This window comes from Flavobacterium sp., assembly GCF_044368625.1.
Lineage (GTDB): Bacteria > Bacteroidota > Bacteroidia > Flavobacteriales > Flavobacteriaceae > Flavobacterium.
In genome coordinates, this window is sequence record NZ_JBIPPD010000080.1 from 1 (window position 1) to 12,761 (window position 12,761).

Sequence of the window (12,761 nt, forward strand, 5' to 3'; positions counted from 1 at the left end):
AATATAACTTATATTTCGGACACAATAAATTTAAGTGTTAATTTTTAGTTCTAATCGACAGCTTTTAGCGACTTAGTAATATTTTTAATAAATTAAATGATAAATATTGAAAAGTAAAATTCAAATGTACACTTGGCGTTGTTTACGATAATATGAAATAGGTTGTTAAGAAAATGGTTTTTATCGATAGAAAATCGAAAAAAAAAAAATCCAGACTTTCATCTGGATTTTATAAACATTCAATCTAAAATTATTTTATACTTTCAATTTGAACCATTTCATCGGTATCTTTGGTATAGTCTACACCTGCTACATCAAAACCAAATAAATGATAAAACTCCTTTCTATAACCTTCTAAATCGCCCAATTCAGATAAATTTTCGGTGGTTACTTGATGCCAAAGCGCTTCTACTTCCTGTTGTACATCTTCGCGCATTTCCCAATCGTCAATTCGTATTCTTCCCTTTTCGTCTACTGGAACTTCCTTTCCAGAAAACAAACGGTCTTGAAACAAACGCTGAATTTGCTCGATACACCCTTCGTGGATTCCTTTAGTTTTCATTGTTTTGTACAATAAAGAGATGTACAATGGAATAACAGGTATTGCCGAACTGGCTTGTGTTACCAAGGCTTTGTTGACTGAAACGTATGCTTTTCCGTTAAGTTCGGCTAAGGAATTAGAGATAGAAAATGCCGTTGCCTCCAAATCATCTTTTGCTTTTCCGATGGTACCATTTCGGTAAACAGCTTCGGTAAGTGATGATCCGATGTAGGAATAAGCAACGGTGATTGCTCCTTCTGATAATAAATTTTCGTTTTTTAAAGCGTCCATCCACATTTGCCAATCTTCACCACCCATTACAATAATAGTATTTTCAATATCGTCTCCTGAGCAAGGTTCAATACTTACTTCAGAAACATTTCCGTTATGAAAATCTACTGTATTATTGGTAAATTTTTCACCAATCGGTTTTAAAACCGAACGATGCGTTATGCCGGTTTTGGGATGCGTTCGAACTGGTGATGCCAAACTATAAATAACAAGATCGATTTGACCTAAATCTTCCTTTATTAAAGCTAGAGTTTGTTTTTTAATTTCATCCGAAAAAGCATCGCCATTGATGCTTTTTGCATACAATCCTGCTTTTGCCGCTTCTTGTTCAAAAGCAGCTGTATTGTACCAACCTGCTGATGCGGTTTTTCCTTCCATTGGCGGTTTTTCAAAAAACACACCTATAGTTGATGCATCTGAACCAAATGCACTTGTAATTCGGGAAGCCAATCCAAAACCCGTTGATGCTCCAATGACCAAGACACGTTTAGGACCGTCAATTTTTCCTTTGGATGTAACATAGTTTATTTGCTGTTTTACATTTTCAGCGGCTCCAACTGGATGAGCTGTTGTGCAAATAAATCCTCTCATTCTTGGTTGTATAATCATAAGACTTGGTTTTTTTATTTTGTAAAACAAATATAAATCAAAATATTAGTTAAGCAAGGTTTTAGCATGATTTATGGCAGCTTCTGAAAGTTCCTTTCCAGCAATCATTTCGGCTAATTCTTTAATGCGTTCTTCGTGTTTCAAACGTATAATTTGTGACTGCGTTTGATTGTCCACGGTTTCTTTAAAAACTTTGTAATGCTGTTTACCTCTTGCGGCAATTTGTGGCAAATGTGTGATGGAGAAAACCTGCATATTCGCACCCATCTCCTCCATTATATGTGCCATTTTATTAGCTATCTCGCCAGATACTCCTGTGTCAATTTCATCAAAAATAAGGGTTGGCAATTTAGAATACTGTGCTAAAACAGCTTTAACGGCCAACATAATTCGGGACATTTCGCCGCCAGAAGCTACCTTCTTTAGCAGTCCAAAATCGGAACCTTTATTGGCAGAAAACAAAAATTGCAATTCATCTTTTCCATTAGGAAAATAATTTTCATGCTGGGAAAGCTGCAAATCAAACTGCGAATTGGGCATACCCAATTGTATCAAATATCCGGTTAACTTTTCAACTAAAATAGGTATCGATTGCTCGCGGTTATGGTGTAAAGTTAATGCCAGTTGGTTCAACTCCTTTTCATTGCGATCCAGTTCTTTTTCCAATTTGGCAATGGCGTCTTCCAAATGTTGCACTTCAAAAGCTTTATTTTCTAATGCTCCTTGAATCACTAATAATTCTTCCACAGTGTTCACCTGGTGCTTTTTCTGAAGTGTATAAATCAATTGCAATTTTTGATTCAGGAGCTCCAACTGTTCTGGATCATTAACGAGCTGTTCGGCTAATGTGTTCACTTCTGAAATAACATCATCAAATTCGATCAAAACGGAATTGACACGTTCAAAAACACTTGAATAATCGGTTGATAAGTTTGAAATTTTCTGCAAGGCCGCTTTAATTTCTTTCAAATTTTGAATCACTCCGATTTGATCAGTTTCAGCTAAAGCCAATGACTTTTCCAAATTTTCTTTGATAAATTCAACGTTGCTCAGTTGCTGATAACTTTGTTCCCACTCCTCTTGCATTCCTGCTATCAGTTTTGCTTCAACTAGCTCATTTAACAAAAAAGCATTGTAATCCTGCTCTTTTTGTGCCAAGGCAAAAGCGTCCCGGTGTTTTTGCACACTGGCTTTGTTTGCTTTGTAAACTTTTAAAAGAGTTGCATAGTGTTCAAGCAAATTTCCATTCGCAGCTATGGCATCAATAATTGCAAACTGAATTTTTTGATCTGATAATTCTTGTGTTTGCTGTTGCGAATGAATATCGATAAGGTAAGCACCCAACTCCTGTAAATCTGATACATTAACGGGCGAATCATTTACAAAAGCGCGCGATTTACCAGAAGGAAGAATTTCTCGTCTAATAATCGTAAAAGCATCGTAATCAAAATCATGTGATTCAAAAACAGACTGCAAATTGTATTTAGCAATCGAAAATTGTGCTTCAATAACACATTTCTCTTCTTTGTTTTTTAGGGAAGTTAAATCGGCTCGTTTACCCAAAACCAAGCCTAAAGCACCGAGAAGTATCGATTTTCCAGCTCCAGTCTCGCCTGTAATGGTAGAAAAACCAGTTTCGAACTCAATAGATAATTGTTCTATTAAGGCAAAATTTTTAATAGAAAGGGAAGTTAGCATTGCAAAAGATTAGTCGTTAAATTCGAATGTCCAAATAATTTCTAAAGGTAACGAAAAATACGAAAATTAAAATTTAATTGTTGCCCATTTGGAAGCATTTATTGGAGAAAATCGATTCAAGTTTTCGACCAAATCAGCCGTATTAATTTGAGGTCCTCCTGAGAAAATGGACAAAATTTCGTCGGATTTAGCATCAAAAAATATGCGCGTCAAATATGCATTTGGACGAATTGCGTGGACTTTTTCAAGTTCTAGAATAGCTTGCTTCACTCCTTCTTTTCCTTTTTTTACATCGTCGCTCATCAAATCCAATCCTTTTCGGTGGTAATTGTACAGGACCATTTTAACCCCATCGAACGTTCCTGACATTAAATCATTGGCTAAGAAAAAACGGTTTTGGCTGCCACCATCATTTTGACTCCAACCCCTAAAACTACTTTGTTGTGCAAGATTTACAATTTCTTGGGCTTGCTGATAAAACTCTTTCCCCGAATTGTACTCGTAGGTATCGGCATCAATACCAACAATTATGGAAGCATAAAAAGCAATAACCGAAACTAAATTAGAATCAAAACTGTTGGGATTGTAAATTAGATTTTCAAATTCAACATATCTAAAATTAAAATCTTTATCATTGATGTTTAACACTGGAGATGCATAACTTGACCCAAATACAGGTCGCGACGAACTCACTTGCAGAGTGGCGGCAAACTGATCCGAACCGTAACTGGTTACATTAATAAAAATGGTACAATCAATTTTTTCATTTTGCTTGAATTTCTTGTTGGTCCACTTTGTTTTATTTACAAAATCAACTAACGAAGTTTCGAGTGTTTTAAAAATAGGCTGATTGGCATTGGTTAAACTTTGCGAATTGATTTTTACAATGCAATTCAATTCTTGCGAATGAACGCTAAAGCAAAATAAAAGTGCTACAAAAAAAATTAGTTTAGTCATTATAATGTGCAATTACTTTATTTAAAATATCTTGGGCAACCATTTCTTTCGACTTTAAATCCATCGGTTCGATTGTGAAATTAGCATCGATGAATGTAATTTTGTTTGTTGCAGTTCCAAAACCTGCACCTTCGTCTTGCAGCGAATTGAGAACAATCAAATCTAAGTTTTTTTTCTGAATTTTGAGCTTTGCATTTTCGATTTCATTTTCAGTTTCTAATGCAAAACCTATTAAAAATTGGTTTTTCTTGATTTGACCCAAAGAGGCTAAAATATCATTGGTCTTTTCCAACGCTATACTAAAACTACTTTCTGACTTTTTTATTTTCTGTAAGGCAATATTTTTGGGGCGATAGTCGGCAACAGCTGCAGCAGCAATAGCAACATCTGTTGTATTAAAATGAGCATGACACGCCTCATACATTTCTTGAGCAGAAACGACCCGAACCACTTCAATCGATTTGTGACTTACATTCAAATGCGACGGCCCGGTGATCAAAACGACATTCGCACCCAATTTAGCAGCCTCGTCGGCAATTTCAAAACCCATCCGTCCAGAAGAATGATTGCCAATAAAGCGAACTGGATCTATCGCTTCATAGGTTGGCCCAGCGGTAATCATGATTTTTTTTCCACGCAAAGGAAGTTTTCCAAGAATATCATTTTCTAAAAAAGCAACAATGTTTTCAGGCTCTGCCATTCGACCTTCGCCGGAAAGACCGCTTGCCAATTCACCGCTTTCGGCTGGAATTATGGTGTTCCCAAAAGCATGTAACGCATTGAAACTCGCAATTGTAGATGGATGTTTGTACATATCTAAATCCATTGCAGGAGCAAAATATACGGGACATTTAGCAGATAAATAGGTTGCTAACAAAAGGTTGTCGCAGGTTCCGTTGACCATTTTTGACAAAGTATTTGCAGTTGCAGGTGCAATAATCATCAAGTCGGCCCAAAGTCCGAGCTCCACATGATTGTTCCACGATGCATTTTGCTTTACTAATATGCCATCTTGCCCAGGTACTTCTTCTTCGTTATAAAAAGTAGAAAAAACGGGTTTTTTGGACAAGGTAGATAATGTTAAAGGAGTAACAAAATCTTTAGAAGCAGGTGTCATAATTACTTGAACCTCGGCACCTGCTTTTATAAAAAGGCGGACTAAAGTGGCGGTTTTATATGCGGCAATTCCACCAGAAATGCCCAGTACTATTTTTTTTCCGCTTAAAACCGACATCCGAAAATTATTTTGAAGTTGCGTCTCTGTGGTAGATTTTGTTGTCTAACCATTCTTGAACAGCCAATGCATGTGGTTTTGGTAATTTTTCGTAAAACTTAGAAACTTCAATTTGTTCTTTATTTTCAAAAATTTCCTCTAAACTATCATTATAAGTGGCAAACTCTTCTAACTTTTCAGTCAATTCCTTTTTGATTTCAGAGTTAATTTGGTTCGCTCTTTTAGCCATAATTGTGATTGCCTCATACACATTTCCAGTAGGTTCTTCAATCAATGTTTTATTATAGGTGATTGTGTTTACTGGAGCATTCGTCTTTTTTAAATCCATGACTTTATTATTTATTTTGAAATTTGTTTTAAATCTGTGTCTATTCGAACCAGCATTTCATCGGCTTCTTTTTTAAATTCCGAACTCTGATTGAATTTAATTAAATTGAGGTACGCAGTTCTTGCGTTGTTTAGTCGCTCTACTTTCTTTGCTTCGACGCTCTCTATTGCCAGTTTGTAAGAAGAATCTAATTTGTAAAACAACGCCTCTTCTTTAAACTTCGTACCCGGAAAATCAGTAATAAAATTATCTAAAACAATTAAAGCTGCTTTATGATCGGAAATCGTATTGTACTGTATGGCAATTTCAAATGCCTTTTTTTCTAATTTTTCGCGCAAATCTTTAACAATAACATTTGCCTCTGCCAAGTACGTTGACGTAGGATATTGATCGATAAAAGCCTGCAACTTGTCTATTGCTTTGTACGTATCCACTTGGTCTAAACTGTAACGAGGAGACAATTTGGAATAACTCAAAGCCGCAAGATAACTGGCCTCTTCAATTTTTTCACTTTTAGGATAACTACTTACAAAACTTTCAAATTGATAAGCCGAAGAATAATATTGTTTGGTTTTATAATACGACTGTGCATACATGTAAAACATCTTTTCAGCTTGAGGTCTTCCGCGGTAGGTTGGAGCGATTTGTTCGAATAAACGAATGGCTTTGTCGTAATTTCCTTTATCATACAGCCGAGAAGCCACATCATATTTCACGCCAATTTCTTCTGTTTTTAATGCATTTTGAAATTCGCTACAAGAGCCTAAAATCAATGTAAGTATAAGAATTGAAAGTATTTTTTTCATTGTAAAAATAAAAGTTTCCTTATTGTGCACAAGGCTTTTTGCCCAATTACAATTGCCGAAACATAGCGGGCAAAGTTAATGATTAATTACAGACTACAAAACATTTTTTTTAGTTGCACATTATCTGCACAACCAACTAAAAATGAACGCCCTATTACTCAACCGAATGGAAATTTATTGAGGAGTTGGAATTTGACTGGTAAAGTTTTTCATTTCATTATCAAACAAATACAAACCGCCTTTATCGTCGCCAATTAAATTGATTTTATCCAAGATGTAACGGGCGTTTGCTTCTTCCTCAATTTGTTCGGCAACGTACCATTGCAAGAAATTATGAGTAGCATAATCTCTTTCGTCGAGCGTTATTCCTACCAATTCATTGATGCTATGCGACACTTTTTCTTCGTGAATCAGCAACTGCTTGAACAAAACTTTATAATTAGACAAATCCAAAACGGGCTCTGTAGTAGCCGATATTTTGGCTTCGCCTCCTCTTTGATTGACATATTTTACCAACTTGAGCATGTGCATCCGCTCTTCGTCAGACTGAGCATACATAAAGGTAGAAATTCCTTCAAATCCTTGAACTTCTGCCCAAGAAGCCATCGCTAAATAAATTTGAGATGAATTTCCCTCAACACTAATTTGCTTGTTTAAAGCACTTTGAATGGTTTGTGATAACATAATTATTTATTTTAAATTGTTTGTGAAATTTGTCAAACGGTTGGCCAAATCGTCGTTTACTTCTATTAAAGGCAAACGAACGGTATTTTCAGACAGTCCTAATGCTTTAAAAACTTGCTTGATTCCAGCAGGATTCCCTTGTTCGAATATCATATCGGTAGCAGCTGCAATTTTATAATGTAAAGCATATGCTTCATCCACTTTTCGTTCTAATCCCAAGCGAACCATTTGCGAAAATTCTTTTGGAAAACCCTCTCCAATAACGGAAATAACCCCAGAACCTCCTGCCAAAACCATAGGTAAAGTAATCATATCATCGCCCGAAATTACTAGAAAATCTTTAGGTTTGTGCTGGATAATTTTCATTGCCTGAACAATATCGCCAGCCGCTTCTTTAATTCCTATAATACTTGAAAAATCATTTGCCAATCGAATCACCGTCGAAGGCAACATGTTGCTTGCCGTTCGACCAGGTACGTTGTATAAAATGACAGGAAGCGGAGACGCTTTTGCAATAGCGCTAAAATGCTGATAAATTCCTTCTTGAGTAGGTTTATTATAATAAGGCGAAACGGATAAAATGGCTGAAAATGCCGAAAAGTCTCGGGTTTTTAGTTCCTCGACCAATTGTGCTGTGTTGTTCCCACCAACGCCCAAAACTAATGGCAACCGCTGATTATTTATTTTAACAATTGTTTGTATAACCAATTCTTTTTCTTCTGAAGTCAAAGTGGCTGGTTCTCCTGTAGTTCCCAAAACCACTAAGTATTCAACACCGCCTTCAATAACGAAGTTTACAATTTTTTCCAGTGCTTCAAAATCAACAGAAAAATCTTTTTTAAATGGCGTTACAAGAGCCACTCCTGTTCCTACAAATGATTGCATATTTATATTTTGTTTAATTTCTTAAGATATATGAATAATTCTTTAATAAACACACTACTCTCCCCCACCGTTGTCTCGATCATTAAATGGTTTACTCTTTTGTCGATATTCGAAAAACCAACCTTGAACAATGCATTTGAACGCTGCGTTACCAATAAAAGTGACGGTTTCTCGACATCATAGTAACTGATTAACATGTCAAATTTTTTGGCTTTGAAATCAATAACTTCTTGATTATTAATAGTTCCTGACCAACTTACATTTTTTAAACTGAACGATGTAAAATTAAAATCTCTTTTTTTATCTTTATCGTGGTACAACAGTAGCGTAATATTTTGTTCTTGAATTCCATTGGCTTTTAAACCTTGAATCAACTCCTTTTTATCCGTAAAGTACGTTTCATCAATAAATAAACCCACTGTTTCAATCTTATCCGTAGAAAAAAATTGCGCTTGGGCTAAATACGTTTTTCTTAACGTTCTTTTTAAGAAAAATTTCTTTAAAAAATTTAAAAACATAGTACTTTTACTTCAGTTTACAAATTTAATTAAATAAGTAATATTTGAGATGGTAAATCTAAAAAAGTATAATGCTTTATTGCGCTATTTTGTTTTAATCTTAACAGTTTTTTCCTTCCTTTCTTGTGCCGAAAAAAAAGTATATGTATCTGAAATTACAGGCAAACAACTTCCCGTTTCAGAAACACTTTCAACAACGAATTCCATTGAAAGTTTTATTGAACCCTACCGAAAACATATCGATGAAGATTTGAACACCGTCTTGGCGTATGCTCCAGAAAACATAGACAAAAAAGGCGAATGGCAAACCAAAATTGGAAATTTACAGTCTACAATCACGCTGGTTGCAGCCAATAAAATGTTTCAAATTCGAGAAAATAAGGAGGTAAACATTTGCCTTTTAAATAACGGTGGAATTCGCTCTGTAATCAATAAAGGCAATGTCACAACCCGAACCGCCTTTGAATTGATGCCTTTTGAAAATAATTTAGTGGTGGTATCTTTAAAATGCGAACAAATTTTAGAAATGATCGATTACATTATCAAAGAAAAAAAACCACATCCCCTTGCAGGACTGACTTTTACGATTGACAAGGACAATAAATCTAAAAATATTTTGATTCAAAACCAGCCTTTGGATGAACAGAAAGTTTATAATATTGCCACTAACGATTATTTGTATAACGGGGGCGACAACATGAATTTCTTCAAAAAAGGGATACAGATTTATGACTTGGACTACAAAATAAGAAACATTTGGGTGGATTATTTTAAAGAAATTGACACCATTCCAATTGTCACAGATATCCGAATCGTTAAAGAACAATAGAATGAAATCCGCTTGACGGAAATGCGGTGCAAACCATAAAAATGTGCAACCCGAACTTTTGCGAATAAGCGAAACAATCACACAACTTCTCCCGATTTTTAGGGATGACAGAAAAAAAACAACAAATAGCTACACATGAAGAGAAGGGATTTTATTCAAAAAACAGCATCAGGTACCGCTATTTTAGCGCTACCGAGTTTGCCATTATTGTCATTTGGAAAACCAAAAATCAAACATTTGACGATTTTGCACACCAATGACGTTCACAGTCATATCGATCCTTTTCCAGCAGATGACTCAAGAAATCCCAATCAAGGCGGTGTTTCCCGAAGAGCTTCTTTAATTGAATCCATTAGAACAGAAAATCCGAACGTATTGCTTTTAGATGCGGGAGATATTTTCCAAGGAACACCTTATTTCAATTATTACGGTGGCGAATTGGAATTTAAGTTAATGAGCATGCTTAAATACGATTTGGCAACAATGGGTAATCACGATTTTGACAATGGAATTGACGGATTTTTTGCCCAATTGCCTCACGCCAAATTTGATTTTGTTTCTGCCAACTATAATTTTAAAAATACCATTTTGAATGGCATCGTAAAACCTTACAAAGTTTTCAATAAAGGAGGAATAAAGGTGGGTGTTTTTGGGTTAGGAATTAAATTGGAAGGTTTGGTAGACAAAAAAATGTATAAAGAGACCGTATACAACGACCCCATTGAAACCGCAGAGGAAATGACACGAATTCTCAAACAAGAAGAAAAATGTGATCTGGTCATTTGCTTGTCGCATTTGGGTTACAACTACAAAAACGAACCCGACAAAATTTCGGATTTGAATTTAGCTAAAAAAACAGCTGATATTGATTTGATTATCGGTGGTCACACCCACACTTTTTTGGACAAACCTACTATCGTTTTGAACAAAAAAGGCGAACAAACCTTAGTCAATCAAGTAGGTTGTTACGGAATTAATTTGGGGAGAATTGATTTTTATTTTGATGCCAACAAAAATAAAACGAATGCAGGAAAAACGATTGTGGTTTAAAAGTTAATTAGATAATTTCAGAATTCTCACATCATCTGATTCCCAAATTATCTAATTATTTCCAAGCATCGCTATAAAATCATCTTCTGAAATTATAGCGACATTTAGTTTATTTGCTTTTTCTAATTTAGCCGGTCCCATATTGTCTCCCGCAATAACGAAATCGGTTTTTGCAGAAATGGAACTTCCTACTTTTCCGCCATTGTCTTCAATTGCTTTTTTGAGTTCGTCGCGCGAAAATTTTGCAAAAACACCAGATACAACGAAAGTTTTTCCAGCTAATTTATTGGTTGCATCGGGATTGAAAATTTCTCTTGCTTCCAATTGAACCCCGTAACTTCTGAGACGTTCAACTATGTTTTGGTTTTCAGCATTTTCAAAAAACTCAATAACGCTCTGGGCAATTTTTTCACCTATTTCGTCTACCAAAATGAGATCCAACAATGTTGCTTGACCCAAAGAGTCAATATTTTTGTAATGTTTCGCTAGTTTTTTTGCTACCGTTTCGCCTACAAACCGAATTCCTAAAGCATATAAAACGCGTTCAAACGGAATTTTTTTCGAATCCTCAACTCCATTTACCAAATTTTCTGCTGATTTTTGTGCCATTCGCTCTAGCGGAAGCAGCTGTTCGACCCTCAATTCATACAAATCGGCATAATTTTGCACCAAATTATTCGCAAAAAGTAGCGCCACCGTTTCACCTCCCAAGCCTTCAATATCCATTGCTTTACGCGAAATAAAATGCTGAATACGACCTATAATTTGCGGTGGACAACCGTAAAAATTAGGACAATAATGATTGGCTTCACCTTCGGATCTCACAAGTAACGATTGACATTCAGGACAATGGGTTATGTAATTTGTAGGCTGCGAATTTAAGGGTCTTTTCGTAAAATCTACTCCAATGATTTTGGGGATAATTTCACCTCCTTTTTCAACAAAAACGGTATCATTAACCCGAATATCCAGTTTTTCAACTTGGTCGGCATTGTGCAAAGAGGCCCGTTTTACAACAGTTCCCGCCAGTTGAACAGGTCGCAAATTGGCCACTGGCGTTATCGCTCCCGTTCGACCGACTTGATAGGAAATGGATTCCAATGAAGTACTGACTTGTTCGGCTTTAAATTTATAAGCAATGGCCCAACGAGGCGCTTTGGCAGTAAAACCCAACTCGTCTTGGTAATGTAAACTATTGACTTTGATCACTACACCATCGGTTTCGTAAGGCAGTTCGTGACGGTGAATGTTCCAATACGCAATAAAGTCGAAAACTTCTTGCATCGATTTGGCAAGTCTAGCTTCTTTAGGCACTTTGAATCCAAAGTGTCTCGCTTTTTCCAAACTCTCAAAATGAGTATCAAATTTCACATCTGAACCTATAAAAGTGTAAAGCAAACAATCCAACGGACGTTTCGAAACGGCAGCACTGTCTTGTAATTTCAAACTTCCTGAAGCTGTATTTCTGGGATTGGCATAGGGGGTTTCACCTATTTCAATTAACTCCTGATTCATTTTTGCAAAACCAACGAGAGGCAAAACAATTTCGCCCCGAATTTCAAATAATTCAGGGAAATCACCTTTCAAATCAAGCGGAACGGACCGAATTGTTTTTACGTTGTTTGTAACATCATCGCCTTGAAAACCGTCGCCTCTTGTAACTGCCCTTTTGAATTTTCCGTTTTCATAAGTAATAGAAATGGAAGCGCCGTCGTATTTTAGTTCGCACGTATACTCCAGCGGAATGTCGCCTAAAATCTTTTTGATGCGGTTTTCCCAATCCAAAACATCTTCTTTAGAATACGAGTTATCCAAAGAATACATTCTGTTTTGATGCACGATGGTTTCAAAATTTTTTGTAATCGCTCCACCCACTCTTTGCGTAGGCGAATTTTCATCAAAAAATTCGGGATGTTTATTTTCTAAATCTTGAAGTTCTTTCAGTTTAATATCAAAGTCATAATCAGAAATGCTGGGATTATCCAACACATAATAATTATGATTGTGACGATTGAGTTCGTCTCGCAACGCTTGAATTTGCTGAAAAATATCCATAAAAAATTGGCTAAAAGAGTACTAAAATGAAAGTACTAAAATAGCCAATTTAAACTAAAAAATCATTTATTTACGACTCAATAATTGAAATTATTTGTTGGTATAATTGACCATCACTCAAAAATGCACCTTGCTGAATGAGTTCAAATAAAGAAGTATTTCGTTCTTGTTCAAAAACTTTTTTACCCACTTTCATTTCTACATTTTCAGTAAACATGTTGTCGCTCAACCATTGCAAACCTTCTTTGGTCAGGAAATTTACTTCTGGACTCAAGG

The 12,761-nt window shown here is 35.7% G+C and carries 13 protein-coding genes; 2 read left to right on the forward strand and 11 right to left on the reverse strand.

Going from position 1 to position 12,761, the window contains the following annotated elements:
* Positions 1-250 precede the first annotated feature (250 nt).
* The 9 genes from fabV to ACIQ2X_RS07905 all read right to left on the reverse strand — a co-directional run bounded on the left by fabV (position 251) and on the right by ACIQ2X_RS07905 (position 8,551).
* Positions 251-1,441, reverse strand: coding sequence for an enoyl-ACP reductase FabV (gene fabV, locus ACIQ2X_RS07865; RefSeq protein ID WP_396178379.1), 1,191 nt, complete (start codon positions 1,439-1,441; stop codon positions 251-253).
* A 45-nt stretch (positions 1,442-1,486) separates the two neighbouring features.
* Positions 1,487-3,139, reverse strand: coding sequence for a DNA repair protein RecN (recN, locus tag ACIQ2X_RS07870; RefSeq protein WP_396178380.1), 1,653 nt, complete (start codon positions 3,137-3,139; stop codon positions 1,487-1,489).
* Positions 3,140-3,205: 66 nt separating this feature from the next.
* Entirely contained in the window at positions 3,206-4,096 is an 891-nt protein-coding gene (locus tag ACIQ2X_RS07875; RefSeq protein WP_396178381.1) for a DUF4835 family protein, read from the reverse strand.
* Entirely contained in the window at positions 4,089-5,330 is a 1,242-nt protein-coding gene (gene coaBC, locus ACIQ2X_RS07880; protein ID WP_396178382.1) for a bifunctional phosphopantothenoylcysteine decarboxylase/phosphopantothenate--cysteine ligase CoaBC, read from the reverse strand. The genes ACIQ2X_RS07875 and coaBC overlap by 8 nt, the downstream gene beginning before the upstream one ends.
* Positions 5,331-5,337: 7 nt before the next feature.
* The gene (locus ACIQ2X_RS07885; protein WP_396178383.1) at positions 5,338-5,658 is read right to left on the reverse strand and encodes a DNA-directed RNA polymerase subunit omega; all 321 of its coding nucleotides are present in this window, start codon (positions 5,656-5,658) and stop codon (positions 5,338-5,340) included.
* An 11-nt stretch (positions 5,659-5,669) separates the two neighbouring features.
* Positions 5,670-6,464 (reverse strand): outer membrane protein assembly factor BamD, encoded by a 795-nt coding sequence (locus ACIQ2X_RS07890; protein WP_396178384.1) that lies wholly within the window; start codon positions 6,462-6,464, stop codon positions 5,670-5,672.
* A gap of 174 nt (positions 6,465-6,638) precedes the next feature.
* Complete coding sequence (locus ACIQ2X_RS07895) at positions 6,639-7,148, reverse strand: ferritin (RefSeq protein WP_396178385.1); 510 nt, start codon at positions 7,146-7,148, stop codon at positions 6,639-6,641.
* Between the two features lie 6 nt (positions 7,149-7,154).
* Positions 7,155-8,033 (reverse strand): 4-hydroxy-tetrahydrodipicolinate synthase, encoded by an 879-nt coding sequence (gene dapA / locus ACIQ2X_RS07900; protein WP_396178386.1) that lies wholly within the window; start codon positions 8,031-8,033, stop codon positions 7,155-7,157.
* Between the two features lie 2 nt (positions 8,034-8,035).
* Positions 8,036-8,551, reverse strand: a complete 516-nt coding sequence (locus tag ACIQ2X_RS07905) for a DUF6913 domain-containing protein (protein WP_396178387.1) — start codon at positions 8,549-8,551, stop codon at positions 8,036-8,038.
* Between the two features lie 49 nt (positions 8,552-8,600).
* Between ACIQ2X_RS07905 and ACIQ2X_RS07910 the strand changes: the two genes are divergently transcribed.
* Positions 8,601-9,380 (forward strand): 5'-nucleotidase C-terminal domain-containing protein, encoded by a 780-nt coding sequence (locus tag ACIQ2X_RS07910; protein ID WP_396178388.1) that lies wholly within the window; start codon positions 8,601-8,603, stop codon positions 9,378-9,380.
* Between the two features lie 135 nt (positions 9,381-9,515).
* A complete protein-coding gene (locus ACIQ2X_RS07915) occupies positions 9,516-10,430 on the forward strand; it encodes a bifunctional metallophosphatase/5'-nucleotidase (protein ID WP_396178389.1) in 915 nt (304 codons plus the stop codon).
* 51 nt (positions 10,431-10,481) lie between these two features.
* Here the strand turns inward: ACIQ2X_RS07915 and ligA are convergent, their stop codons facing one another.
* Together ligA and ACIQ2X_RS07925 are read right to left on the reverse strand one after the other, a co-directional pair.
* The gene (ligA, locus tag ACIQ2X_RS07920) at positions 10,482-12,485 is read right to left on the reverse strand and encodes an NAD-dependent DNA ligase LigA (RefSeq protein WP_396178390.1); all 2,004 of its coding nucleotides are present in this window, start codon (positions 12,483-12,485) and stop codon (positions 10,482-10,484) included.
* A 70-nt stretch (positions 12,486-12,555) separates the two neighbouring features.
* Positions 12,556-12,761 (reverse strand): DUF6495 family protein (locus ACIQ2X_RS07925; protein ID WP_396178391.1); only part of this gene is annotated, 206 nt, incomplete at its 5' end.